Below are 25,193 nucleotides of genomic sequence, written 5' to 3' on the forward strand. Positions count from 1 at the left end.
GCTCATTCGTCGTTTTCCACCCCTGGGAAACGGCCATGAACAAGAAATCGGACAGCCCGCATGCGCGCGGCGACAGCGTCCACGCCGTCGTCGACCAGTCTTCCCGGCACCCGATCCATCGCGCGTTCGACAGGTTCGCGTCCGCCGTCGCGCGCTGGACGGGATCTCCGGCCAGTTTCTGCCTTGCCTTCATCGTGGTCATCGCCTGGGCCGTCAGCGGGCCGATATTCGGCTACACCGACACCTGGCAGCTGGTGATCAACACCGGCACGACCATCGTCACCTTCCTGATGGTCTTCCTCATCCAGCAAAGCCAGAACAAGGACAGCAAGGCCTTGCAGATGAAGTTGGACGAGCTGCTGTTCGCCATGAAAGGCGCGGATGACGACGTGATCGACGCCGAGGACCTGGACGAGGACAGGCTCGACAAGCTGGCCCGCCATTATTCCGACCTGGCCAAGCGGGCGCGGTCCGGCGCGGAAGGCTCGTCCTCCACGGGCCAGGCGACCGGCGACTGACCACCCATAGTCGCAAAAGCGAACGCCTTATCGAAATAATTCCATCGACAGCGTCTCGGGACGGCTCCTACACTCGCCACGAGCCCCAGGGCCCGGCAGCGGACCCCTCCGCCGCGCGCGTGCCGCCGCCCCCGGCACGGCTCGCCACGCCGCCCGCGCCCTGGCTGCATTTCCAGGAGACGACCATGACCACCCCGCGCTACGACAACCTCATCGATGGACAATGGGTCGCTGGCAACAGCTATTCCCAGAACCTGAATCCTTCCAACCTGGCCGACGTGATCGGCGAGTACGCCCAGGGTGATGCCGCGCAGGTCGAGGCCGCCGTGCAGGCCGCCCGCGCCGCGTTCCCGGCCTGGTCCACCGGCAGCGTGCAGGCACGCGCCGACGCGCTGGAGAAGATCGCCGCCGAGATCCTGGCGCGCCGCGAGGAACTCGGCGAACTGCTGGCCCGCGAAGAAGGCAAGACCCGCCCCGAAGCCATCGGCGAAGTGGCGCGCGCCGGCCAGATCTTCCGTTTCTTCGCCGGTGAAGTGGTGCGCCAGGCTGGCGAAGTGCTGCCTTCCGTGCGTCCCAACGTGGGCGTCGAGATCACGCGCGAACCCGTCGGCGTGGTGGGCCTGATCACGCCGTGGAACTTCCCCATCGCCATTCCCGCGTGGAAGATCGCGCCCGCGCTGGCCCACGGCAACTGCGTGGTGATCAAGCCCGCCGACCTGGTGCCCGGCTCCGCCTGGGCGCTGGCCGACATCATCCACCGCAGCGGAATTCCCGCCGGCGTGTTCAACCTGGTGATGGGCCGCGGCAGCGTCATCGGCAATGCGCTGGTCGACCACGCCGAGGTCGACGCCATCAGCTTCACGGGATCGGAAGGCGTGGGCCGCGGCATCGCCGAACGCGCGTCGCGCACGCTGAAGAAAGTGCAGTTGGAGATGGGCGGCAAGAACCCGCAGGTGGTGCTGGACGATGCCGACCTGGACGTGGCGGTGGAGCTCTGCGCGCAGAGCGCTTTCTACTCGACGGGCCAGCGCTGCACGGCCTCCAGCCGCCTGATCGTCACCGCCGGCATCCATGACCGCTTCGTGCAGGCGCTGCAGGCGCGCATGGCGCGCATCAAGGTGGGCGACGCGCTGGCGCGGGGCATCGACATGGGCCCCGTGGCATCGCGCGCGCAGCTGGAACAGAACCTGAGCTACCTGGCCATTGGCCGCGACGAGGGCGCGCGCCTGGCGGCGGGCGGCGAGACGGTGAAGGCCGGGACCGAAGGCTATTTCATGTCGCCGGCGCTGTTCACCGACAGCGCGGCCGGCATGCGCATCAACCGCGAAGAGATCTTCGGGCCGGTGGCCAGCGTGATCCGCGTGAAGGATTACGAAGAAGCGCTGCAGGTGGCCAACGACACGATGTTCGGCCTGTCGGCCGGCATCGCGACCACGTCGCTGAAGTACGCCACGCACTTCAAGCGCCATGCGCAGGCGGGCATGGTGATGGTGAACCTGCCGACCGCGGGCGTGGATTATCACGTGCCGTTCGGCGGCCGCAAGGGCAGCAGCTACGGCCCGCGCGAGCAGGGCGCCTATGCGCGCGAGTTCTATACGACGGTGAAGACGGCCTATACGCTGGCCTGAAGCCGGGGCCCGAAGACCGATGCCGCGCGGCGGGCCGGTCACCGACCCGCCGCTGCACCGGGGAACTGCGCACCATTCGCCGTGCTTGCAGTTCCTTCCCCCGCCGGGCTCCCAGGCCTTATTCGGCCTTGATGCCGGCTTCTTTGACCACTTGCTTCCACAACACGGCCTCGTCCTTGATGAGGGACTCGGCCGCGGCCGGCGTCATGCCGGTTTGATTGATGCCCAGGCTGTCCAGCTTGGCCTTCACCTCGGGCGAGTTCAGCGCCACGTCGACTTCCTTGCGCCAGCGCGCCTTGATGTCGGCCGGCGTGTCGGCGGGCAACAGCACCGCGAACCAGTACGCCACGTCCAGGTTCTTGATGCCTGAATCCTTGAAATTCGGCACGTTGGCGAAACGCGGATCGCGCTTGTCGCCCGTCTGCCCGAGCACGGTCAGGCGACCGCCTTCCAGGTACTGCGCCGCCGAGGCGGGGTTGGTGAAGACCATGTCGATATGGCCCGCCAACAGGTCGTTCAGGGCGGCCGAGGCGCCCTTGTACGGCACCACCTGCAACTGCGCGCCCGACTTGATCTGGAACAGCTCGCTGATCAGGTGACTGGGCGACCCGTTGCCGGTGCCGATGGTGAGCGACCGCGGCTTGGCCCTGGACTTGTCCAGCACGTCCTGCACGCTGGCCAGTCCGGAATTCTTGCTGGCGAACAACAGGGCCGAGGCCTGGCCGACGAAGCCGGCCACGCTGAAGTCCTTCACCGGGTCATACGACAGCTTGGTATACATGGCCGGCGCCGTGGTCTGCGCGTTGTCGGCCAGCAGGGCGACGTAGCCGCCGTGGCCCGGCTGCGCCACGTAGGCCGTGCCGATGGTGGCGCCCGCGCCGGGCTTGTTCTCTACCACGACCGACTGGCCGAACTGCTCGCTGAGCTTCTGCGCCATCAGGCGCGCCACCACGTCGGAGCTGCCGCCCGGGGCGTAGGGCACGACCAGGTTGATGGCGTGGCTGGGAAAGCCCTGGGCCACAGCAAAAGGCGATGCTGTTGCAATTGCCACCGCCAGCGCGGCGCGCTGGATGATCGACCGCCTGATTCTGCATACACCCATTGCCAAGGATTCCTGGTTGTTATGAAGTGAAAACAGCCGTACTAGAATACGGGCTGCTAACTGCTTTCCGCTATTGAGGATTTGGCGTTGCGCTATGAGGCTATCGAATACCGGCCTGCTGGCGCGCCTGCCGTCGCTCAGATCGCTGCTCGTCTTCAATGTCGCCGGCAAGCATCTGAACCTGGTGCGCGCAGCGGAAGAACTGTTCCAGACCCAGGGCGCCCTGAGCCGGCAGCTCAAGGCCCTGGAAGACCACGTGGGCGTCGCGTTGTTCGAGCGGGGCCCGCGCGGCCTGCGCTTCACCCAGGAAGGCGAACTGCTGTACGACTTCACGTGCCGCGCCTTCGACCTGCTGGGCACCGGCCTGAACCGGCTGGTGCTGGACGTCGAGCGGCAGACGCTGGTGGTGTCGGCAGCACGCAGTTTCTCGTTGCGCAACCTGGCCGCGCGCCTGCCGGCGTTCATGGCCGCCCATCCGTGGATCGACCTGCGCATCGACGTGCATCGCTTCTACGCGGACCTCGAATCGTCCGGCGTGGACATCTCCATCCGGCTGGGCACCGGTGACTGGCCGCATTACCGCGCGCTGCGCCTGACCGACGACGTCATCATTCCCGTGTGCACGCCCGCGGTGGCGGACACCCTGCGGGCCACGCAGTCCAGCGACGGCATCGGCGGCCCGCTGGCGCAGCCGGCCTTCCTGCGCAACGTCGAGCGCGACTACCTCGAACTGTGGAACCAGGACGGCCGCCAGCCCCTGCGGCTGGACGACGGCCCGTCGCTGAACTTCAACGATTCGGCCACGCTGCTCGAAGTGCTGGAGGCCGGCATGGGCCTGACGCTGATGCGCTCGTCATTGGTCGAGGCCGCGTTGCAGCGCGGCACGCTGGTGCGCGCCTATCCGGGCGAGGTGCGCGACGGCATGAACTACCACGCCGTCTGCGCGCCGCGCTCGGCCGACAAGCCGGCCGTGATGCTGTTCCTGCAATGGCTGCGCCACGTCTATCCGGCGCACGCGGCCGCGGGCTGACTCAGCGCGCGGCGTCGCCGCGCTGCGTCCAGGAGGCCGTGGCGCGCACCGCCTGCTCGACGTCGTCCGCATTGTTGTACGCGTGCAGGGAGAAGCGCAGGGTGCTGCCGCGCACGGCGGCATACACCTGCTGCGACGCCAGCCAGGCCTGCAGGCTCTTGGCCGCCTCGGCGCGGCCGGCGAAGGACAGCGAGACAATGTTCGAGCCCAGCGCACCGGCGGGCCGTACCACGGGGGCGCCGCAGTCGCTCAGCCCCGCGGCCAGGCTCTCGCCCAGGCCGAGGGTGTAATCCTGGATGGCCTGCGTGCCGCCGCAGCCTTCCAGCAGCGCCATGGCATCGTCCACCAGCGCGGCCGCCAGGAAGTTGTAGTTGCCCAGGTCGAAGCGCAGCGCGCCGCGCCGGTATTCGATGGGGCCAGGATCGTAGTCGGCCTCGTGCGTGGCCGAGATCTGCACGCCGAAGCGCGCCAGCGCGCGCGGTGTCAGGCGTTCGGCCAGGTCGCGGCGCACGTACAGGAAGCCCATGCCATACAGGCCGCACAGGCCCTTCTGCGTGCTGACCGCCAGCGCCGAGATGGGCGTGCGCCGCACGTCCAGGTGCATGATGCCGGCCGACTGCGCGCCGTCGACGATCAGCATGGCGCCGGCTTCCTCGCACGCCGCGGCCAGCGCGTCCAGGTCGGTGCGAAAGCCCGGGCGGAACGAGGTGCTGGGCACCGACACGACGCGCGTGCCGCGCTCGGCCAGCAGCTGCTTCGCTTGCGCCAGCGGGAACAGGCCGTCGGGGCTGGGCAGGTCGCGCACGCGCACGCCCTGGTTTTCCAGGTTGCGCCACGGATAGATGTTGTTCGGATGCTCGATCGCCGAGCACAGCAGCACCTCGTCCCACGATTTCCAGTCGATGGCGCCGGCCATGATGTTCAGGCCTTCGGACACGTTCTTGGTGATGGCGATCTCGTCGGGATGCGCGCCGATCATGCGCGCGAAGCGCAGGCGGGCGGACTCCACCATCTCGAAGTACTGCTGCTTGTTCACGCGGCCTTCCATGCGCTCGGCGATGTGCTCGGTGGCGATGGTCATCGCGCTGGCCGGCACCAGGCTGCGGCTGGCGACGTCCAGGTAGGCGCGCGAGGCGGCGGCCGGGAAGTGGGCGCGGAAGTCTTCGAAGGCGTCGGTGGGACGCAGGCGTGCGGCGGAGGTGGAGGAGGGCGACAAGAGGGCACCGTTCGGCAGGACGTGAAAAACCCATGGTATCGGCAGGGTGCGCCGGTGCCGTAACGACTTTTTCCGACGCCCGTTATGCCGTGGCCGCATAACGGCGCGTGTTGCGGCGCATCAGGCCGCGGCCGGATATCGCTTCAACAGGATATCGATGAAGCGCTGCGCCACCGGCGGCGGCTGCGCGCCCACGCGCGTGATGAGGCCGAAAGGCTGGCCGCGCGACGCCAGCGCGATGGGCAGCACGCGCAGCATGCCGTACTCGCGGAAGAACTCGCACACCTCGTCGGGCAATAGCGCCACCAGATCGGGCGCGCGGCGCAATAGTGTCACGGTCGAGAATACCGAAGAAGTCTCGATGAGATTGGACGGCAGCGACATGCCGGCGTCGGCGAACTCGCGCTCCAGCAATACCCGCAGCGGCATGCGGCTGGGATAGACCACCCAGCCGTGGCCCTGCAGGTCCTGCAACTGCACCTTGCGGGCGCGCGCCAGCGGATGGTCGGCGCCCACGGCGATGTTCAGCGGTTCCTCCGACAGATGCCGGTAGTGGTACTGGCCGGGATTGGGGCTGACGGTGGTGCGGCCCAGCATCACGTCGATCTGGCCCTGGTCCAGCATGGCCAGCAGGTGGGCGCTGGTGTCCTCGTGGATCTGGATCGAGACGTCGGGCTCGGCCTGGCGCAGCGCGGTCACGGCATGGGCCATGACATTGGGCACGGACCCCATGATGACGCCCAGCGCCAGGCGGCCGCCGCGTCCGAGCTGGATGCGCGCCACCTCCTGGCACATGGCCTCCACGTCGGCGCGCAGCAGCCAGGCATAGCGGATCACGCAGCGGCCCAGGTCGGTGGGGACGATGCCGGTGCGGCTGCGCGTGAACAGCGCGCCGTCCATCACGCTCTCGATCTCGGCCAGCGCCTTGCTGGCGGCGGACTGGGTCATCGCCAGGTCGGTGGCGGCGCGGCGCAGCGATCGGTGATGGTCCAGCGCGATCATCAGGCCCAACTGCTTCAGGCGCAGGCGGGAAAGGACGCTGTCGGGGGTGATGGCCATGACGGAAGGGCGGAGTCTGCGGCGTTGCGGGTGCCTCGGACTATACCGCCGGGTGGACCATGACATGCGCGCGGGCGGTCATCTCAAGTAAAGTGCCGCCTTGTTCCCGCCTGGCGGCGCGCCGCGGGAAATCTCTCCGGCGCGTTCGCGCGCGCCAACACAAAAAGGACGATTTCTGTCATGGGACTGCTGGATTCCTTGATGACCTCCCTGGCCTCCGGTTCCGGCGGCGAAGGCGGTGGCCTGTTGCCCGCGGTGCTGAAGCAGCTGGGCAAATATCCCGGCGGCATCGCCGGCCTGCTCGAGGCCTTCGAGCGCGGCGGCCTGGGCGAGGTGGTGCAGTCGTGGATCGGCAACGGCCCGAACCAGCCCATCACGGCGCAGCAGCTGGATTCGGTGTTCGAGCCTGGGGTGGTCGATGCCATCGCCGCCGATACCGGCCGCGCGCGGCCCGACGTACTGGAATCGCTGGCCGGCATGCTGCCCGGCCTGGTCGACAAGGCCACGCCCAACGGCACCATGGACGACGTCAAGGACATGAACGCGATGGCGATGCTGGGCCTGTTGTCGCGCCTGATGAAGTAGGCGCGGCGCGCCGGTTCCAGCGTCCCATGCGACGAACGACAGCGCGCCGCGTCCCGCGGACGCCACGCACTGCCGCCTGGCGGCACGGCTCACCGGCCGTACCGCGGGTCAGCGATCACCCATACAGCAGTTCAGCGGTTCACAGCCGCACCACCATCTTGCCCCGGTTGTGGCCTTCCTCCAGCCGGTGCAAGGCCTGCTGCATCGCGTCGAAGGGATAGACCTCGGACACGTGCACGCGGATGCGGCCCGAGTCGATCAGCCGGCCGATCAAGGCCAGTTCCGCACCATCGGGCTTGGCCGTATAGCGCACGGCCCGCACGCCGCGGGCGGCGGCCTTTTCGGCGCAGGGCGCCGAGACTGTCGACACGAAGGCGCCGCCGTCCTTCAGTACCGCCCATGAGCGCTCCTGCGTGTCGCCGCCCACCAGGTCGTAGACCAGGTCCACCGGGACCATCTGCCGTTCGAAGGCCACCTTGCGGTAATCGATGACCTCGTCGGCGCCCAGCGTCCGCACGAACTCCGCGGCCTCGCCCGACGCGGTGGCGATCACTTGCGCGCCGCGCGCCTTGGCGAACTGCACCGCGAAGTGCCCCACGCCGCCCGAGGCCGCGTGGATCAGCACGGTCTGGCCGGGTTCCAGCCGGCCATGCTCGAACAGGCCCTGCCAGGCCGTCAGCGCCGCCAGCGGCACGGCGGCGGCCTCGACCAGGTCCAGCGACTGCGGCTTGGGCGCCAGCGCCTCGCGCGGCACGAGCGCGAACTCTGCGTAGGAGCCCTGGCCGTGCCCGACGAAGGCGAACACTTCCTGGCCCGGACGGAACGGGCCGTGCTGGTCCTCGGACTCCTGGACCACGCCGGCGCAGTCGCGGCCCAGCGTGAAGGGCAGCTGCGTTTCCTTGACCAATGGAAACCGGCCCGACCGTGTCTTGTAGTCCACGGGGTTCAGGCTCGCCGCCGCGACCCGGACCAGCACGTGATCGGATTGCGGGGACGGAATGGGGACATGTTCGCGATGTAAAACTTCCGGTCCACCGAAGCTATCGATGCGGAAAGCTTGCATTTGATTCATGCCTTGCCTCCTGGCGCGTTGAAAACCCTTAAAAATCAGCAAGTTTCATGCCGCAAAAGGGGGCGATGCATGTTGCTCGTCATGGGCGCGTGCGGCTCGCGCAAAGGCTTGCGGCGGGCGGACGGGAGGGGCGCATCGGCGCGCCGAGGGGCCGGCAAGCGGCCGGACCCGCGTCCGGCGTGGGTGGCCCGCGACCGGCGGGGGCTTTATCATCGGGCAGGCGGCACGTGGCCCAGTCCGTGGCCGCACCGACTCTCTACACGGCCCCGCACAGGAGATTTGTTAGTGGTTCGACTCGCAGCGACAGCATCGCCCATCATCCTTTTCTGGAACCACGCCGCAGGCTTGTGGCGGCACTTGCGAACGAGGCCCTGGCTGGCCGGCGCGATGCTGATGGCGATGTTGAGCTGCGTGACGGTCCGGGCGATGGCGGCGGAGGCCGACCCGAATTCGCCGCAGACGCAGGCGCCCGCGCCTGCGCCACAGGGGCAAGCGCAGGCCGAACAGGCCGCCGCGCAGGGCCTGACGCCTGCCGCGCTGGCCGACCTGCTGGAGAACCCGGATACACGCAAGACGCTGATCGACCAATTGCGGGCCCAAGTGCCCGGCGGCGCGGCGCCGGCCGCTGCGGGCAGCGACTCGGCCGCGAGCGGCGGCACGTCGACGCATGCACAGAGGCCCGCGCCAGCCACGCCTGCAGGCAATGCCGCAGGTTCCACGCCGGCGGCGCGCCACGCCGCGGGCAACGCCCCGCCCGCCGCATCCACGGGCAAGGCCTCGGACTCTCCGGGCCTGCAGGACCGCATCACCGACGGCGCGCAGCGTTTCCTGTCCGGCGTGGCGGCCGACCTGGGACAGGGCGTGGACGACATGCGCGCGCTGGCGTCGGGCCAGAGCCTGCGGCTGGACGCGGGCACGGCGGGGCAGGCCCTGCTGCCGCTGGCCCTCGCGATCGTGGTCACCCTGATCGCCTTTGCCATCCTGCGCATGATCGCGCTGCGCATCTACGCGCGCATCGACCGGTGGGTGGGCGAGCTGGGCCACGAGGCCGTCGCGGTGGCCGAGCCCGGCCACACCACCAGCATGAAGGTGCTGTATCGCCGCGCGGGCGCCATCGTCGGCGCGCTGGCCATCGACGTGGCGGTGGTGCTGCTGGCCGCGACCGCCGGCAGCAGCGCCGCGCTGTGGAGCACGCCGGGCCGCGGCACGCTGGACATGCTGGCGCTGATCTTCCTGAAGGCCTTCGTGGCGGTGGAGATCGTCAAGGTGCTGATCCGCACCGTGTTCGCCGTGCGCCATCCGCACCTGCGCCTGGTGTCGCTGGCCGATGGTCCCGCCAAGTACTGGAACGGCTGGCTGGTGCTGATCGCCGCCGGCGCGGGCTACGGCACCATGCTGGTCGATCCCGTGATGGCGGCCACGCTGTCGCCGGCGCTGGGCCGCCTGGCCGGCATGATCATCATGCTGATCGTGTACGTGTATGCGGTGCGCGGCATCTGGCAGAACCGCCAGATCGTGCGCGAGCGGCTGGAGCAGCGCGCCACCCACTCGGCCACCTTCATGGGCTCGCGGCTGCGCTTCCTGTCGCGCATCTGGCACCTGCTGGGCATCGCGTACTTCACCGTGCTGCTGGTGGTCAGCCAGATCGATCCGATCAATGCGCTGCCGTTCATGGCGCACGCCACGGTGCAGACGCTGCTGGCCGTGGGCGGGGGCAGCCTGCTGATCCTGCTGCTGAACGTCTTCCTGGCCAAGCCCATCCGGCTGTCGGACGACCTGCGCCGCCGCCTGCCGCTGCTGGAGGCGCGCGTCAACGCCTACGTGCCGGCGGGGCTGAAGATCGTCGGCTGGATCATCCGCATCGTGGTGCTGCTGCTGATCCTGGACGCCTGGCGCGCCTTCGACCTGTCGTACTGGCTGGCCTCGGACGCGGGCGCCGCGGCCATCCGCATGGTGCTGAACGTGGTCATCGTGCTGCTGATCGCCACGCTGGCCTGGACGGTGATCGCCAGCTTCATCGAGCATCGCCTGACCCAGGTCGAGGGCCGGCCCATGCCCAGCGCGCGCGAACGCACGCTGCTGTCGCTGTTTCGCAATGCCGCGCTGATCGTGATCGTCACCATGACGGCCATGGTGATCCTGTCGCAGATCGGCATCGACATCGGACCGTTGATCGCCGGCGCGGGCGTGGTTGGCCTGGCCATCGGCTTCGGCGCGCAGAAACTGGTGCAGGACATCATCACCGGCGTCTTCATCCAGCTGGAGAACGGCATGAACGAGAACGACGTCGTGCAGGTGGCGGGGGTGTTCGGCACGGTCGAGAAGATGACCATCCGTTCCGTCGGCATCCGCACGCTGGACGGCGGCTACCACCTGGTGCCGTTCTCGTCGGTGGATGTGGTCGCCAACCACATGCGTGATTTTTCTTATCACCTTGGTGAGTACACCATCGCGCACCGCGAAAGCGTGGACGATGCGGTGGAGCACTTGCGCAATGCCTTCACCGAGCTGATGACCGATCCGGTGCTGTCGCCCGAAGTGGTGGAAGACATCACCATTCCGGGCGTCACCGCGGTCAACGACAAGGGCGTGACTATCCGCGTGCTGATCAAGACCACCCCGGGCATGCAGTGGGCGGTGCAGCGCGGCTACAACCGCCTGGTCAAGAAGCACTTCGACGCCGCGGGCATCGAGCTGCCCTATCCGCACATGGTCGTGTACTTCGGGCAGGACAAGCAGGGCTACGCGCCGCCGGCCAACGTGGCCATGCAGGCGGAGCGTGCCGAGGTGCCGGGCGAGAACGCCCGCGCGGCCGGCCATACCCGCCGTGCGCTGACGCAGGAAGCGTCAGGCGACGATGCAACGGAGGTCCTGGGCAACGAGCTGGAGGCCCGCGGCGATGCGGAGTCGTCCGAGGGGCCCGACGGCGACGTGCCGGCGCCTCGCAGGACCTGAGTCGCGTATGCCGCTGGGGGCCGGGTCTTCCGCGGCGCGTATCCGACGCGCAAGGGGCCGGTCCGTAAGACGGGCCTCTTTTTCATTGCGGCCGGATCACGCGGCCGCGCGGTATGCCTGGATGTCGTCCATGCCCGCGCGGCGCGTGCTGAGCGCGTCGCGCTTGGGCGGCACGCCGAACATGCGCGTGTATTCGCGGCTGAACTGCGACGGGCTTTCGTAGCCCACCTGGTACGCCGCGCGCATCACGTTGGCGTCTTCCACCAGCATCAGCCGGCGGGCTTCCAGCAGGCGCAGCTGCTTCTGGTATTGCAGCGGCGTCATCGAGGTCAGCTGCTTGAAGTGCTGGTGGAACGACGAGGCGCTCATGTTGGCCGCGGCCGCCAGTTCCTCGATGCGCAGCGGGCGCGTGTACTGCGTGCGCAGCAGCCGGATGGCCTCGCCCACCCGCTGCGCATGGCCGGCCGGCAGCGCCAGCGTGCACAGGCGGCCGCCGTTGGGACCGGTCAGCAGGCGCGCGCAGATCTCGCGCATCAGCAGCGGCGCCAGCACCGGCAGCATGGCCGGCGTCTCCAGTACGTTCACCAGGCGCAGCATGCAATCGGCCAGCGCCGCGTCGGTGTCCTCGACATACAGGCCCAGGCCCGGTTCGACCGGCGCGGGCTGCCGGGGCAACTGCTCCAGCACCTCGCGCAGCACCATGGGATCGAACTCCAGCGCGATCGCCAGGTAGGGCCGTTCCGGCGAGGCCTGGGTGATGCGGCCCACGCCGGGCAGCTCCACGCTGATCACCAGCGACTGCATCTCGGCGTAGTGCAGCACCTGGTCGTTGAGCATCACGCTCTTGGCGCCCTGCACGACCAGGCACAGCGCCGGGCGGTAGACCATGTGATTGAGCACGTCCTTGCGGACGTTGCGCATCAGCACCAGGCCATCCACCGGCGTGGCGAAGGCGCCGCTCTGGTCCGGATGGCGCGCGTTCAGGTAGCGGGAAATGGCGGTTTTCAGGGCGGTTTGCGGCATGGGTAAGGGGCTCCTGCGGCAGGCGCGAGGGACATGCGCCGTGCTGCCGCGCATGGACGGATTCTAGAGCACCCGTGATGGCGGCACATGGTCTTCTGGAGGATCGGGCATGAAATTCGGCAGTTCCGACCTTTCTGGCACCTGGGCCCGGGCATAGACTTTTTCCCGTGCACGCTTCATTCGATCCTCTTCCTTCTTCGGACACCATCATGGAAAAAATCGCGCTCATCACCGGCGGCAGCCGCGGCCTGGGCCGCAACACCGCCGTCAGCCTGGCCCGTCGCGGCACGGGCTCCATCATCACGTACCGCACCAACCGCGCCGAGGCCGACGCCGCCGTGGCCGAGATCCAGGCCCTGGGCGTGCGCGCCGTGGCGCTGCAGCTCGATACCGGCAAGAGCGCCAGCTTCCCGGCCTTTGCCGCCGAGGTCGCCCGCGCGCTGCAGGCCGCCTGGGGCCGCGACCGCCTCGACCACCTGGTCAACAACGCCGGGCATGGCGTGGCCGGCCTGATATCCGAAATCAGCGAGGAGGACTTCGACAGCCTCTACCAGGTCCATTTCAAGGGCGTCTTCTTCCTGACCCAGAAGCTGCTGCCGCTGATCGCGGATGGCGGCCGCATCGTCAACATCTCCAGCGGCCTGGCGCGCTTCACCCTGCCTGGCTACGCGGCCTATGCGTCGATGAAGGGCGCCATCGAAGTGTTCTCGCGCTACCTGGCCAAGGAAGCGGGGGCGCGCGGCATCGCGGTCAACGCCGTGGCGCCGGGCGCCATCGAAACCGATTTCGGCGGCGGCCACGTACGCGACGACGCAGGCCTGAACAGGATGGTGGCCGGCAACACCGCCATGGGCCGCGCCGGCGTGCCGGACGACATCGGCCCCATGATCGCCGCGCTGCTGGGCGACGAGAACCGCTGGCTGACGGCGCAGCGCATCGAGGTCTCGGGCGGCATGTTCCTGTAGGAGCTTGCGGGCGGGCGGGGGCGGGGCGGCGACGCCGCGGATCGCGGACCTCCGGCGGTATGGCACACTGCGCGCTGTCTTCAAGCTATCGTCAGCCGCCGGCCGCGTCGCGCGGCCGCCCGAACCCCGCACGCAGATCCCGCCCATGAACAGGTTCTTTTCGCCGAAGCTGCTGGCCGCCTCGGTCGCCGCAGTGCTGCTGGCCGCTTGCGCCCAGCCGTCCACCCCGTCGCTGGCCGGCCCCGACCCCGCGCCCACGCTGCAGGCCGCCAAAGCCCGCGAAAGCTACATCGACGACCTGATGCGGCGCATGACGCTGCAGGAGAAGATCGGCCAGCTGCGCCTGCGCAGCGTGGACGCCGGGCCCGATGCCCACAAGGAAGTGCTGCTGGACGAGATCCGCTCGGGCCAGGTCGGCGCCATCTTCAACACCGTCACCCGCCCCGACATCCGCGTGCTGCAGGACGCGGCCATGCAAAGCCGGCTGAAGATCCCGCTGTTCTTCGCGTACGACGTCATCCACGGCCACCGCACCGTGTTCCCCATCGGCCTGGGCCTGGCCTCGTCGTGGGACATGGACGCCATCGCGCGCAGCGGCCGCGTGTCGGCCATCGAGGCCAACGCCGATGGCCTGAACCTGACCTTCTCGCCCATGGTGGACATCTCGCGCGACCCGCGCTGGGGCCGCAACTCCGAGGGCTACGGCGAGGACACCTACCTGACTTCCCAGATCGGTGCCACGCTGGTCAAGGCCTACCAGGGCGACGATCCGTCCGCGCCCGGCACCATCATGGCGTCGGTCAAGCACTTCGCCCTGTACGGCGCCATCGAGGGCGCGCGCGACTACAACACCGTGGACATGAGCCCGCAGCGCATGTACCAGGACTACCTGCCGCCCTACAAGGCCGCCATCGACGCGGGCGCGGCCGGCGTGATGATCGCGCTGAACGCCGTCAACGGCGTGCCCGCCACGGCCGACAAGTGGCTGCTGCAGGACCTGCTGCGCACGCAATGGGGCTTCAAGGGCATCACCATCAGCGACCACGGCGCCATCCTCGAGCTGCTGCGCCATGGCGTGGCCGCCGACGGCCGCGACGCGGCGCGCCTGGCCATCCAGGCCGGCACCGACCTCAGCATGAACGACATGGTCTACGGCAAGGACCTGGAGCCGCTGGTGCACAGCGGCGAGGTGTCCGTGGCCGACATCGACCGCGCCGCGCGCGACGTGCTGCGCGTGAAGTACGACCTGGGCCTGTTCCGCGACGCCTATCGCCACGTGGGCCAGGCCGCCGACGATCCCGTCGACACCGACGCCGAGAATCGCCTGCACCGCGCCGACGCGCGCGAGGTGGCGCGCGGCAGCCTTGTGCTGCTGAAGAACCGCGCCGGCACGCTGCCTTTGCAAAAGCAGGGCACCATTGCCGTCATCGGTCCGCTGGCGCAGAGCCAGCGCGACGTGATGGGCAACTGGTCGGCCGCCGGCAAGGCGCGCCAGGCGGTGTCGGTGTACCAGGGCCTGGCCGAGGCCGTCGCGGGCCGCGCCGCGCTGCGTTACGCCAAGGGCGCCAACGTGATCGACGACGCCCGCGTCGTGCAGTACCTGAACGAGTTCGAGCAGGACGTGGTGGTGGACCCGCGCACGCCGCAGGCCATGATCGACGAGGCTGTGCAGGCGGCGCGCGCGTCCGACGTGGTGGTGGCCGTGGTGGGCGAGTCGCAGGGCATGGCGCACGAGGCCTCCAGCCGCACCGACATCGTCATTCCCGCGAGCCAGCGCGCCTTGCTGCGCGCGCTGAAAGCCACCGGCAAGCCATTGGTCATCGTGCTGATGAACGGCCGTCCGCTGGCGCTGGAATGGGAGGACGCCAACGCCGACGCCATGCTGGAGACCTGGTATGCGGGCACCGAGGGCGGCCATGCCATCGCCGACGTGCTGTTCGGCGACTACAACCCCTCGGGCAAGCTGCCCATGACGTTTCCGCGCGTGGTGGGGCAGGTGCCGCTGTACTACAACCATCTGAACACCGGCCGGCCGTTCGACCCCGCCAGGCCGAACAAGTACACCTCGCGCTATTTCGACCACGAGAACGGGCCGCTGTATCCTTTCGGCTACGGCTTGAGCTACACCACGTTCGACGTGTCGGGCGTGGCCTTGTCCGCGGCCGAAGTGGCTCGCGGCGGCAAGCTCACGGCCAGCGTCACGGTGCGCAACAGCGGCCAACGCGATGGACATACGGTGGTGCAGCTGTACGTGCAGGACCCCGTGGCCTCGATCAGCCGTCCGGTGAAAGAGCTGAAGGGCTTCTCGAAGGTCTTCCTGAAGGCCGGCGAGTCGCGCGTGGTCAGCTTCGAGATCGGCGATGCGCAGTTGGGCTTTTACGATGCGCAGGGGCGCTTCAAGGTTGAGCCCGGGCAGTTCAACGTGTTCCTGGGCCTGGATTCGCGCGACGCGAACGTGGCCAGCTTCATGCTGCGTTAACCCTGTTCGATTCCACGCGGAGCCTATTCATGGACGACATCGAGACGCTGCCCCTGCGCAGACTGGAGCGCCAGGCGTTCGCCCGCTATGGATGGATGCTGGGCAAGCCGATGCCCGCGGCGCAAGCCGGCGTGCCCGTGTTCAGCAATCCCGCCACGGACTTCTGGCAGGAACACGTGTTCGACGCGGGATCCGGCGGCGAGCCCGAGGTGCTGTGGGTACGCTACCGCAGCGCGGACCGCGTGGTGGCCAACCTCGAGGTGCACCTGCTGACCCACCAGGCGATCGTGCCCTTGACCGGGCCGATCATCCAGGTGGTCGCGGCCAGCGCGACCGATGGCCGGCCCGACCTCGCGACCCTGGCGGCCTTCGAGGTGCCGGTCGGGCAGGGCATCTGCATGCGGCCCGGGTGCTGGCACGCCACGCGCATCGCCGCGGCCGGCGAAGTCACGTGCCTCATGCTGACCCGGCGGTCCACCACGGCGGACCTGATCGCGCATCTGGCCGGCGCGCCTGCGTCGGAAAGCGCCATCGTCCCCCTGACGGGATATCGCCTGGAATCGGCCTGATACGCGGGGCGTGCCCGACCCGGCAATACCGTGCGCAGGATCAGGTTTCGCTTGAGGCTGCCTCGTGAATTTCCGATTCACGCCGTCTGGCGGCTCGTTGCGAGAATGCCCTTGCCGCGCCGCATGTCTGGCGCATGGCGGGCGTGGCTGGCCGGCCAGCCTTGCCGCGAGCAATGGCGGGGCGTCCGCACGACGGCGGACCAACGGCCTGCCGTTGGCCGAAATATCCAGGCAGCCTCAAGCCCTGCCTGAACCATCCTCAAGCAAATACCGATAGGCTGTCCGCGGCGCGCGGCGCAGAATGGCCGCGCCGCTTCGGCATGCCAGAACAGGAATGGGTACACGGATGGATCTTGCAGCAATGGCGTCCGGCTTGCCGGCCGGAACGTGGGGCTACGTGGCGGCGGTGTTCGTGCTGGCCGGCCTGATCAAGGGCGTGGTGGGCCTGGGCCTGCCGACGATCTCGATGGCGCTGCTGGCGCTGTTCATGCCGCCCGCGCAGGCGGCCGCCCTGCTGATCGTGCCGTCGTTCTTCACCAACGTCTGGCAGGCGCGTCCGTTCGATACGCTGGGTCCGCTGCTGCGCCGCATCGGCGGCATGCAGGTGGGCGTGTGCGTGGGCACGCTGGCCGGCGCCTGGCTGCTGGGCGCGCCGTCCGGGCATCTGGCCTCGGCAGCGCTGGGCGTGGCGCTGGTGGCGTATGCCCTGTGGGGCCTGTTCGGCAAGCCGCCCGCCGTCGATCCGTCATCCGAAGCATGGGCGGGCCCGTTGGTGGGCGCCGTCACCGGCGTGGTCACGGCGGCCACGGGCGTCTTCGTCGTGCCGGCCGTGCCGTATCTGCAAGCCCTTCAGCTGGGCAAGGACGGGCTGATCCAGGCGATGGGCGTGTCGTTCACGGTGTCCACCGTGGCGCTGGCCGCGGGGTTGTGGCTGAACGGGGGGTATGCGCCGGGCGCCGCCGGGGCATCGCTGCTGATGCTGCTGCCCGCGCTGGTCGGCATGTGGGCGGGCACGCGATTGCGCGGCAGGCTGTCGCCGCAGACGTTTCGCGTGTGGTTCATGAACAGCCTGATCGTGTTGGGGCTATACCAGATCGTCGAGGCGATCCTGCTGTCGATGTAGCGCGGGCGTCGTGTGTCGCGATGGATCGACGCGGCTCCGGGCCGCGGACGGTATTGTGGTTCGGGACCGGCAGGGTCCGGGGCATCGCTGCCGCGGCGGACCCTTGCCCAGCCGGGTATTACTTCTTTTTCTTGCTGGTGGTGGTGCTTGCGGCAGGATGGCACTCGCCGTCGTTGAACGTCGGCTTGTCGAACGGTGTCAGGCCGGGAATCATGAATGCGGTGCACGAGAACTTGCGGCCGCGGGCCGTGGTGGCGTCGTAGCTGACCTTCTGGCCGCCCAGCGAATTCTTTTCGCCATACTGCACATTGGCGATCGTGATTTCATCCGATGAGGCCAGGCCCAGCGTTTTCGCCGTGGCGTTCTGCACCTCGATCATATTCATCTGGGTCGTGCCGCACGCCGTCAGGGTCAGGCCCGCCGCGATAATGACGGCGGCATTTCGGATAAAGCTGTTCATTTTTCCAGGCATGGTCACTTTCCGTATTGTGCGTGTTTTAAGGGGCGCATGGCGCGTCATCCAGGATGACGGCGGAAGTGTATACACAGAGCGGACTAATCACGCCGGATGAGCTTTACCAATGAGTGAGAAATTGTTGCGTAAATTCGCTAGATATTGCGATTGTGGGCAATAATTTTCTAATCCAGTAGCTCAGTCTGCAATCGACATCCAGGGCGAGCGCACTGTCTCCCACGCCTGCCGCCAGGCCGGCAACTGCGCGCCGGGCATGGGCCTGCCATACAGATAACCCTGCAATTCGTCGCACCCGATCTGGCGCAGCGCCCGCGCTTCCTCTTCGCGCTCCACGCCTTCGGCCACCACCCGCAGTCCCAGTTCGTGCCCCAGTTCGATAATGGCCTTGACCACCGCCAGGTCCGCCGGCCCATGCAGCATGTCGCGTACGAATGTCTGGTCGACTTTCAATCGATCCAGCGGAAAACGATTCAGGTAACTCAGGCTGGAATAACCCGTGCCGAAATCGTCCAGCGACAGCGTCACGCCCAGCGCGCGGATATCCCGGATGGCTGCCAAGTAGCTTTCCGCGTGGCTCATCAGCACCGTCTCGGTAATCTCCAGTTCCAGCCATTGCGCCGCGATGCCATGCGTGCGCAGCGCGCCGCGCAGCGTGTCCAGCAGGCCGGGTTCGCGCAACTGGATGGCCGACAGGTTGATCGACGTGCGCACCTCGGCGTGCCCCTGCGCTCGCCACGCCGCCATCTGCCGGCAGGCCTCGTCGATGACCCAGGCGCCGATCGGAATGATCAGGCGCGTCTCTTCCGCGATGGGAATGAACTGCGAGGGCGCGACGGCGCCCAGCGTGGGCGAGGTCCAGCGCAACAGGCCTTCCACGCCGACCAGCTTGCCCGTGTCCGCGTCGATGCAGGGCTGGAACGCCAGTGCGAACTCGCGCTGCGCCACCGCGGTGCGCAGGCCGGCCTCGATGGCCAGCCGCTGGCGCGAGCGTTCGGCCATCTCCGGAGAGAAAGAGCGGACCGTATTGCGGCCCGCCGCCTTGGCCTGGTACATGGCCGCGTCCGCGTTCTGCATCAGCGTGTCGATGTCCAGGCCGTCGTCGGGATACAGCGCCACGCCCACGCTGCACGACACCTGCAGCGTCACGCCGCCGATCTCGTGCGGTTGGCGCACCAGCGGGATCAGGCGTTCGGCGATCAGGGCCTCGACGTCGGCACGGTCGGTCACGCCGTTCAGGATCACAGTGAACTCGTCGCCGCCCAGCCGGCTGACCGTGTCGCCGCTGCGCACCGCCTGCAGCAGGCGGCGCGAGATCGACTTCAGCAGCCCGTCGCCGATGTGGTGGCCCAGCGTATCGTTGATGTCCTTGAAGCGGTCCAGGTCGATGAAGAGCACCGCGCAACGCCGCGCGGCCTGCTCGCCGGCTTCCAGCGAGGCCGCCAGGCACTTGGTGAACAGCGCGCGGTTGGGCAACTGCGTCAGCACGTCGTGCTCGGCCAGGAAACGGATGCGCGCCTCGCTCTTCTTGCGGTCGGTGATGTCGATGATGGTGCAGATGTAGTGCGACACGCTGGCGTGCTTGTCGCGCACCGCGCTGAGCATCAGCCAGGCCGGATACTCGCGTCCATGGCGGCGCCGGATCTGTGCCTCGCCGCTCCAGGTGCTGGAGCGCTCCACGTATCCGGCCAGGTTCTCCATCGCCGGGCCGTGGCCCGATTCGGCCTGGATGAAGGCGGGCGCCTTGCCCAGCACGTCCGCCGTGCTGAAGCCGGTGGACCGGTAGAACGAGGCATTGGCGCTCACCAGCTTGCGGTCCTCGTCCAGGATCAGGATGGCCTCGGACGAAGCCTCGAACACCTTTGCCCACAGCTCCAGCCGCTGCTCCATCAGCTTGATCTGGTTGATCGGCGTGAATGCCGTCAGGATCGCGTCGCGGCCCTGGAAATCCAGGCGCCGCGCGGACAGCATGGCCCAGGTGGGCTCGTGTCCGGCCTTCCACAGCACCTCGAATTCGTCGACGGCATCGTGATCCGACAGCTGCTGGAAGAAACGCGCCCGCACGGAGGAATCCATGCCGTGCATCCACGGGTCGGTGGTGCGTCCGCCCAGCCACGACAGCGCGGGCTGGTTGGCGTGCAGCACTTCGTGGCCGGGCACGGAGGTCACCATCATCGGCACGGGCGTGGCCTCGACCAGCGAGTGCTGCGCCGCGGACGCGCGCGCCGTGGCCGCCAGCTCCTTCTGCGCGTCGCGCTCGCGGTCCAGCTGTTCCAGCATCTCGTTGAAGCCGTGGACCAGCTGGCCGATCTCGTCCTGGCTGTTCCACGACGCCCGCTGCGTGTGGTCGCCCGTGCGGCGCACCTTGTCCATCACCCGCGCCAGATGGCGCAACGGGCTGGAGATCTGCTGCGCCACGAAGTACACCATGCACAGGATGCTGAACAGCAGGAACAGGGCGGTGCCCAGGTGCAGCCACATGCGCGAGTACAGCCCGCTGACGCGCTCGTGCAGCAGCGTGTCCAGCTGCGCGCCGGTGACGATCCAGGCCTCGTTCACCGCCCGCACCACCACGCGCTGCGTCGTGCTCGACGAGGCCAGCGCCAGCGCGCTGCGCGCCCCGCTGTCGGCGTCCAGTACGTCGTGCACGGATTCGCGGTAGGCATCCACGGCCGCCAGCAGGTGCCTGACGGTGGGTGCCAGCGCCTCGCCCAACTGGCGGTTGGCGGCGCCCGCCTCGGAGAAGTCCGAACGCAGTCCCTGCAGCACCGCGTCCAGCTGGCCTTCCAGCAGCAGGTACCGTGCGCGCACCGCCTCGCTGGAGGGCGCGGCCGCGTCGGTGCCGTTCAGTAGTTGCCCGACGCTGTCGACCGCGTCCAGCAGGGCGGGATAGCGCAGGATGGACAGCGACATCGCGTAGTAGCTGTCCAGGTCCGGATCCAGGATCAGGTTGGACTGGTTGCCCACGCGCGTGATCAGCGCGCGGCAGGCATCCAGCGCCTGCGCCAGGGCTTCCTGGTCGGGTTGGGACAGGGCGGCGAGGCGATCCAGCTGGGCGCGCAGGCGTTCGTTGAGCTGCGCGCTTTCCATCCGGGCGCCGTACTGTTCCTCGGCTTGCCGCAAGCGCGCCTGCGTCTCGGCCAGCGTGACAGGCGAGACGGCATGCCCCGCGCCGGCCAGGGCCACGTCCACCAGCGCGTCGCGCACAATGGTGACGTAGGCACTGCCTAGGATCTCCTTGTCGGAGAAGTCGATGGACAGGTATTTCTCGTGGATCAGGATGCCGCTGATGTACACCACCGCGGTCAGGTCGAGCAGATAGATCAGCAGCAGCTTGCGGCCGACCCGTAGCCGCGCCAGCAGCCGGAAAAAGAAATTGCGCTTCATGCTTCAGACAAACCGAGCCACGGACCATCCTTCACGGACCTCCGCGTCTCTCCCCTGGGCTATACGGCCGCGCTATTCCCGTGCATTGATGGTGCGTAGGCGACCGATTTATACATTTTGTAATCTTCTGGTCTTATAGCGCACTCTGCGGCAAGCAGATAGAGGCGTTTTCCGCCATGTGGTGGCAGGGCGACGGCGCGAATGCGGGCGGGGGACCCTCTGGCAGCCGTGCCCGTCGTGACCGCCTAGTTTCCCTTCGCCCCGAACCACGCCAGCAATTCATCGCCGATCAACTGGGCATTCAAGTCCTCGTCGCTCATCGCCACGAACTTGCGCAGGTCCGGAATGGCCACGAACGCCGTATTGCTGAACTGGTCGCCCAGGCTTTCCAGGAACGGGAAGCGCGAGCCCTGGTTGCTGACGCCCAGGAAGATGAAATACACCTTGTCCTGGCGGGCTTCCGACGCACGCAGCACGTCGATGGTGCGGGCCTTGTCGGAATTCTCGCCGTCGGTGGCGATGAAGATCACCGAGCGCTTGCGCTGGCCCGCCGCGGTCTCGGCCTTCCTGCCCATCAGGCGGCCGAAGAAGCCGGGCTGCTTCGCCTGCGCCCAGCCGAAGTGCTCCAGCGTGCGTTCGATCAGGTACGAGTAGTCCGTGCCGCCATTCCAGCCCGGCACCTTGCCCGCGATGTTCCTGCGCACGTAGTCCTGGTAGTTCTGCGCGTTGACGTCGCCCACGTGATGCGCGTTGCGCTCGCCGTTCGAGAACGTGAAGACGTCGAGCTTGCGGTCGGGGTCGAAGGCCAGTCCCCACGGAATCAGCCGCGTCAGCAGCTCGCTGGTCGTGCCGTCCATGTGCTCGTCCTCGAACGAGCCGGACACGTCCAGCCCGAAACCGACTTCCAGCACCGGCGGCGTCACGATGCCGGCCTTCTCCAGGCTCAGCACCAGCGACTTGGCGGATTTCTCAAGATTCAGGGCAAGGGCCATCTACAGCTTCCGTTGAATGAATTGAACGAGGACATCCAGCTTCTCCCGCGCCAGGAAGCGCTGAGTCTCGCTGGGCTTTGCCGCCAGCGCAGCCATCTGGCTGTACACGGCCGTCAGTTGCAGCAGCACGCCGTCCTGCACCAGCGCCATCAGTTCCCGGATGCGCTGCTGGTCGAGTTCCAGCGCCTGCCGTTGCTCCACCGCCAGGGCCTGCGAGGTGGAAAGCGAGATCGCGCGCGGCGCCAGCAACTGGCCGATGCGCTCGCCCTGGGTGTCGGCCAGGTACTCGGCCGCCATCGCCCTGGCCTGGATGGCGGCTTCGCTGGCCTTGCCGCGGGCGTCCAGCGCTTCCATGTCGGCCAGCACGCCGCGCAGGCCGCGGGCGGCCTGGGACAACAGCGTTTCCAGGTCGCGCACCTCGGGATGCACGTCGGCCCACACGCGCGTGGCCGAACGCTTCAGGAAGCCGCCGGACAGCGACTCCAGCACGTCCGCCAGCAGTTCTTGCAGGCGTCGCAGATGCTGCGTGACGGCGCGCACGGTGGTGGCTTCCATCAGCGCCAGCCGCTGCTTCACCAGCGTGGCCAGCTCCTGTTGTGCGTCCAGGCCGAAGGCCAGCCAGGCGTCCGTCGACATGGTCTGCGGGCTGACGCCCAGCAGCACGCCGCGCACGCGTTCCATCAGCGCGAGGTCGTAGCCGGGGAAGTGCATGGCCAGCGTGGCGGGGTCGACGTCGATGGGCGTGAGGCGCGTGCCGGGCAGGGCAGTCGCCAGCGGCGCCGCGACGGGCGTGGGGCGTTCGATGGGCGTGCCCGCCGGCATGGCGGTGGGTTTGATGCGTGTCGCGGCCAGGGTGAGCGGGGCCGGGGACTGCATGACGGTGGCGGGCAGGATTGTCGCGCCAGGCCGCGCGGGCGATGCGGACGACGCGGCGGGAACATCCGGCTGCGCGCCCGGCTTATCGAGACGTGTCGGTTCGAGCCGGGCCGCGGCGTCGCCGATGACGGTCGGTTTGATGCCCACGGTCCGCTGTCGCCGCAATTACGAGAAGTGCGCCAGCACCTGATTGAAGTCGCCGTTGAAACCCACGCCGACCATCGAGAACGACGAGCCGTTCGCGTCGATCATGATCGAGCCCATCTGCACGCCCACGAACTGCGCGAAGTCGCTGGCCAGCGAGATGTTCAGCAGCTCGCGGCCCTCGGCGTTTTCGACGATGACGCGCGCGTTGACCACGTCGCGGAAAGTCTTGGTCGAGGTCTGCGGATGGATCATCGCCACCAGCGGGATCTCGATGGCGCCGCCGGCGGGCGGCGACAGGCGGTCGGGCTGGATGGCGACCCATTCGTCGTCGCCTTCGGCATGGCCGTCGGTGGCGTCGGGGCTGTGCACCAGCGCGCCGCCATGTACCTGGAACGTGCCGTCGGTGTTTTTCGGCAGCGTGCCCACCGTCTGGCCGCGCAGCGTGCGCTGCACGTTGTAAGTGGACAGGATGTCTTCCATCGAAGACACCTTGGCCCCGCCCGAGCCTGTATTCACCGCGACCAGCGCATGCAGGTCCAGGTCGGCGTCGCCGTCCCACGACAGGCGCACCTTGAAGCGCTCGCCCTTGCTCAGGTTCAGGGACAGCTTCTGCGCGACGTCGTTGGGCTTGCTCAGGTTCAGTTGCAGCTTTTGCATGGACTTCCTCGTGTTGCGGTCGGGGGATTGGGATCAGCGGGCCAGCGGGGCGCCGGGCTGGATCTGCTGGCCCAGGGACAGCAGGTCCTGGCGCACCTGCGACATGGCCTGGCGCGCCTCGTCGAACTTGGCCCGGTTGGCCTGGCGGGCCTGCTGCACCAGCGTGTGCAGCGCCTGCGTGTCGGCCACCACGCGCTTCAGGTTGTTGGCCTGTTCCAGGCGGTTGTCGCCCGGCGCCGTGGCGGCGCTGGACACCACCGCGTTCATCAGCTTGGCGCGCGCCTCCTGCAGCTGGTTGTCCAGGTTGGCATTGGCCTGGCCCAGGCGCTGCACGTTGCGCACCAGGTTCGCGCCGTGGATGGCCAGCAGCGTCATGCGAATGCTGGCGAAGCGGTCGCCCATGGTCACGGCCAGCTCCTGCATCGTGGAGATGCCGGCGTTCTGGATCTGGCGGATCACCAGCTGTTCGGCCGGCAGCCGCGTCATCATGGCCTCGCGGCTCAACGCGTTCGATTCCAGGGCCTGCAGCTTGTCCTGGATGTCCTGCTGGGCCATCGTGTCGTCCTGCGCGGCGGCCAGCAGCGCCGGCGCTTGGGCCTGGGCCTTCAGCAACGCATTGTGCAGGAACAGCACTTCCACGGCGAACGTGTTGAAGGCCTCGCGGTACTGGTTCTTGATGGCCTCCATCGCCTGCACCTCGGCGGACAGGCGCTGCATCTCGGCCTTGAGCGTGCGCTCGCGGTCCTGCACCAGGTCCGACAGCGACTTGGATTTGTTGCGGGCGATGCGGCCCAGTTCTTCGTAGGCGACGTCCAGGCCGCGCTGCAGCGCCTTCTTGCTGAACAGGCCCAGGAAGCGATGCCACAGGCTGGGTTTGGCCGCGAGGATCTGCTCGGCCAGTTCGCCGATGCGTTCCTTGGCGATCTCTTCCGACAGCGTGTCGACCAGTTGGAACAGCTGCGGATTCTCGGCCTTGTTGACCCGGTCCAGGAAGCCGTCCAGCGTGCGGTTCAACGCATGGGTTGGCTCCTGGCCGAGCAGCGCGAGGTCCTGCAGGCGCGCGGCCGCGAAATCGAATTCGTCGACGCGGCGCTGGATGGCGGTCAGTTGATCCGCGGGCAGGGCAAGCGGGAAATTCTGCGGGAACTGCAGTCCGGATTGCGTGTCCGGCGCGGATGCGGCAACGGGATCCGCACCGAAATTCGCGCCCAGGATGGTGGGCGTGATGGTGGTCGCGTTCATACCGAAAGATCCTTTGGCTACGTATTTTTCTTACTGGAAGTTGAATTCGATGCCGCTCAATCGCGTGTCCGCGAAGAGGTAGATGTTTATCACAGA

19 protein-coding genes and 1 pseudogene are annotated in these 25,193 nt (G+C 68.1%); 9 read left to right on the forward strand and 11 right to left on the reverse strand.

The annotated features are described in order from the left end of the window. The first annotated feature begins 35 nt into the window (after positions 1-35). Together FS845_RS02005 and FS845_RS02010 are read left to right on the forward strand one after the other, a co-directional pair. Positions 36-518 (forward strand): low affinity iron permease family protein, encoded by a 483-nt coding sequence (locus FS845_RS02005; RefSeq protein WP_144630438.1) that lies wholly within the window; start codon positions 36-38, stop codon positions 516-518. A gap of 185 nt (positions 519-703) precedes the next feature. Further along, a complete protein-coding gene (locus FS845_RS02010) occupies positions 704-2,146 on the forward strand; it encodes an aldehyde dehydrogenase family protein (protein WP_144630440.1) in 1,443 nt (480 codons plus the stop codon). Between the two features lie 118 nt (positions 2,147-2,264). Here the strand turns inward: FS845_RS02010 and FS845_RS02015 are convergent, their stop codons facing one another. Next, complete coding sequence (locus tag FS845_RS02015) at positions 2,265-3,248, reverse strand: Bug family tripartite tricarboxylate transporter substrate binding protein (protein WP_144630442.1); 984 nt, start codon at positions 3,246-3,248, stop codon at positions 2,265-2,267. 94 nt (positions 3,249-3,342) lie between these two features. Between FS845_RS02015 and FS845_RS02020 the strand changes: the two genes are divergently transcribed. Continuing rightward, on the forward strand, positions 3,343-4,278 hold the full coding sequence (locus FS845_RS02020; protein WP_144630444.1) for a LysR substrate-binding domain-containing protein: 936 nt from the start codon (positions 3,343-3,345) through the stop codon (positions 4,276-4,278). Position 4,279: 1 nt separating this feature from the next. Here the strand turns inward: FS845_RS02020 and FS845_RS02025 are convergent, their stop codons facing one another. After that, on the reverse strand, positions 4,280-5,494 hold the full coding sequence (locus FS845_RS02025) for an aminotransferase class V-fold PLP-dependent enzyme (RefSeq protein ID WP_186332124.1): 1,215 nt from the start codon (positions 5,492-5,494) through the stop codon (positions 4,280-4,282). Between the two features lie 120 nt (positions 5,495-5,614). Then, the gene (locus tag FS845_RS02030; protein WP_144630448.1) at positions 5,615-6,553 is read right to left on the reverse strand and encodes a LysR family transcriptional regulator; all 939 of its coding nucleotides are present in this window, start codon (positions 6,551-6,553) and stop codon (positions 5,615-5,617) included. Positions 6,554-6,721: 168 nt separating this feature from the next. Here FS845_RS02030 and FS845_RS02035 point away from each other — a divergent pair. After that, positions 6,722-7,138, forward strand: a pseudogene (locus FS845_RS02035) (YidB family protein); the annotation flags it as partial. A 139-nt stretch (positions 7,139-7,277) separates the two neighbouring features. Here the strand turns inward: FS845_RS02035 and FS845_RS02040 are convergent. Continuing rightward, entirely contained in the window at positions 7,278-8,210 is a 933-nt protein-coding gene (locus FS845_RS02040) for an NADP-dependent oxidoreductase (RefSeq protein WP_144630452.1), read from the reverse strand. 426 nt (positions 8,211-8,636) lie between these two features. On the opposite strand from FS845_RS02040, the gene FS845_RS02045 reads away from it, so the two are divergent. After that, positions 8,637-11,165, forward strand: coding sequence for a mechanosensitive ion channel domain-containing protein (locus FS845_RS02045; protein WP_409929255.1), 2,529 nt, complete (start codon positions 8,637-8,639; stop codon positions 11,163-11,165). Positions 11,166-11,261: 96 nt separating this feature from the next. Here the strand turns inward: FS845_RS02045 and FS845_RS02050 are convergent, their stop codons facing one another. Then, positions 11,262-12,188 carry an AraC family transcriptional regulator gene (locus FS845_RS02050; RefSeq protein ID WP_144630454.1) on the reverse strand — a complete coding sequence of 309 codons (927 nt, stop codon included), beginning with the start codon at positions 12,186-12,188 and terminating at the stop codon, positions 11,262-11,264. A gap of 209 nt (positions 12,189-12,397) precedes the next feature. Here FS845_RS02050 and FS845_RS02055 point away from each other — a divergent pair, with 209 nt between their 5' ends. From FS845_RS02055 to FS845_RS02070, 4 genes are all read left to right on the forward strand, one after another. Continuing rightward, positions 12,398-13,153: an SDR family NAD(P)-dependent oxidoreductase gene (locus FS845_RS02055; RefSeq protein ID WP_144630456.1), complete on the forward strand. Its 756-nt coding sequence runs from the start codon at positions 12,398-12,400 to the stop codon at positions 13,151-13,153. A gap of 145 nt (positions 13,154-13,298) precedes the next feature. After that, complete coding sequence (gene bglX, locus FS845_RS02060) at positions 13,299-15,632, forward strand: beta-glucosidase BglX (protein ID WP_144630458.1); 2,334 nt, start codon at positions 13,299-13,301, stop codon at positions 15,630-15,632. A 29-nt stretch (positions 15,633-15,661) separates the two neighbouring features. Beyond that, positions 15,662-16,201, forward strand: coding sequence for an ureidoglycolate lyase (locus FS845_RS02065; RefSeq protein WP_144630460.1), 540 nt, complete (start codon positions 15,662-15,664; stop codon positions 16,199-16,201). A 346-nt stretch (positions 16,202-16,547) separates the two neighbouring features. Next, on the forward strand, positions 16,548-17,324 hold the full coding sequence (locus FS845_RS02070; protein WP_144630462.1) for a sulfite exporter TauE/SafE family protein: 777 nt from the start codon (positions 16,548-16,550) through the stop codon (positions 17,322-17,324). Positions 17,325-17,442: 118 nt separating this feature from the next. Here FS845_RS02070 and FS845_RS02075 read toward each other — a convergent pair whose 3' ends face one another. From FS845_RS02075 to FS845_RS02100, 6 genes are all read right to left on the reverse strand, one after another. Continuing rightward, on the reverse strand, positions 17,443-17,784 hold the full coding sequence (locus FS845_RS02075; RefSeq protein ID WP_260986104.1) for a hypothetical protein: 342 nt from the start codon (positions 17,782-17,784) through the stop codon (positions 17,443-17,445). A gap of 192 nt (positions 17,785-17,976) precedes the next feature. Next, positions 17,977-21,183, reverse strand: a complete 3,207-nt coding sequence (locus tag FS845_RS02080) for an EAL domain-containing protein (RefSeq protein ID WP_144630466.1) — start codon at positions 21,181-21,183, stop codon at positions 17,977-17,979. Positions 21,184-21,428: 245 nt separating this feature from the next. Continuing rightward, positions 21,429-22,175, reverse strand: a complete 747-nt coding sequence (locus FS845_RS02085; RefSeq protein WP_144630468.1) for a VWA domain-containing protein — start codon at positions 22,173-22,175, stop codon at positions 21,429-21,431. Further along, the gene (locus tag FS845_RS02090) at positions 22,176-23,198 is read right to left on the reverse strand and encodes a hypothetical protein (RefSeq protein ID WP_144630470.1); all 1,023 of its coding nucleotides are present in this window, start codon (positions 23,196-23,198) and stop codon (positions 22,176-22,178) included. An 18-nt stretch (positions 23,199-23,216) separates the two neighbouring features. After that, positions 23,217-23,855, reverse strand: coding sequence for a TerD family protein (locus FS845_RS02095; protein WP_144630472.1), 639 nt, complete (start codon positions 23,853-23,855; stop codon positions 23,217-23,219). Positions 23,856-23,888: 33 nt separating this feature from the next. Further along, positions 23,889-25,097, reverse strand: coding sequence for a hypothetical protein (locus FS845_RS02100; protein ID WP_144630474.1), 1,209 nt, complete (start codon positions 25,095-25,097; stop codon positions 23,889-23,891). Positions 25,098-25,193: the final 96 nt, after the last annotated feature.

It is taken from the genome of Bordetella genomosp. 13 (assembly GCF_007679965.1).
Classification (GTDB): domain Bacteria; phylum Pseudomonadota; class Gammaproteobacteria; order Burkholderiales; family Burkholderiaceae_B; genus Bordetella.

Excerpts from the sequence above, each read along its gene's own strand:
- FS845_RS02005 (WP_144630438.1), top strand. The coding sequence starts at position 36 with ATGAACAAGAAATCGGACAGCCCGCATGCGCGCGGCGACAGCGTCCAC.
- FS845_RS02010 (WP_144630440.1), top strand. The coding sequence starts at position 704 with ATGACCACCCCGCGCTACGACAACCTCATCGATGGACAATGGGTCGCT.
- FS845_RS02015 (WP_144630442.1), bottom strand. The coding sequence starts at position 3,248 with ATGGGTGTATGCAGAATCAGGCGGTCGATCATCCAGCGCGCCGCGCTG.
- FS845_RS02020 (WP_144630444.1), top strand. The coding sequence starts at position 3,343 with ATGAGGCTATCGAATACCGGCCTGCTGGCGCGCCTGCCGTCGCTCAGA.
- FS845_RS02030 (WP_144630448.1), bottom strand. The coding sequence starts at position 6,553 with ATGGCCATCACCCCCGACAGCGTCCTTTCCCGCCTGCGCCTGAAGCAG.
- FS845_RS02040 (WP_144630452.1), bottom strand. The coding sequence starts at position 8,210 with ATGAATCAAATGCAAGCTTTCCGCATCGATAGCTTCGGTGGACCGGAA.
- FS845_RS02045 (WP_409929255.1), top strand. The coding sequence starts at position 8,637 with ATGGCGGCGGAGGCCGACCCGAATTCGCCGCAGACGCAGGCGCCCGCG.
- FS845_RS02050 (WP_144630454.1), bottom strand. The coding sequence starts at position 12,188 with ATGCCGCAAACCGCCCTGAAAACCGCCATTTCCCGCTACCTGAACGCG.
- FS845_RS02055 (WP_144630456.1), top strand. The coding sequence starts at position 12,398 with ATGGAAAAAATCGCGCTCATCACCGGCGGCAGCCGCGGCCTGGGCCGC.
- bglX (WP_144630458.1), top strand. The coding sequence starts at position 13,299 with ATGAACAGGTTCTTTTCGCCGAAGCTGCTGGCCGCCTCGGTCGCCGCA.
- FS845_RS02065 (WP_144630460.1), top strand. The coding sequence starts at position 15,662 with ATGGACGACATCGAGACGCTGCCCCTGCGCAGACTGGAGCGCCAGGCG.
- FS845_RS02070 (WP_144630462.1), top strand. The coding sequence starts at position 16,548 with ATGGATCTTGCAGCAATGGCGTCCGGCTTGCCGGCCGGAACGTGGGGC.
- FS845_RS02075 (WP_260986104.1), bottom strand. The coding sequence starts at position 17,784 with ATGAACAGCTTTATCCGAAATGCCGCCGTCATTATCGCGGCGGGCCTG.
- FS845_RS02080 (WP_144630466.1), bottom strand. The coding sequence starts at position 21,183 with ATGAAGCGCAATTTCTTTTTCCGGCTGCTGGCGCGGCTACGGGTCGGC.
- FS845_RS02085 (WP_144630468.1), bottom strand. The coding sequence starts at position 22,175 with ATGGCCCTTGCCCTGAATCTTGAGAAATCCGCCAAGTCGCTGGTGCTG.
- FS845_RS02095 (WP_144630472.1), bottom strand. The coding sequence starts at position 23,855 with ATGCAAAAGCTGCAACTGAACCTGAGCAAGCCCAACGACGTCGCGCAG.
- FS845_RS02100 (WP_144630474.1), bottom strand. The coding sequence starts at position 25,097 with ATGAACGCGACCACCATCACGCCCACCATCCTGGGCGCGAATTTCGGT.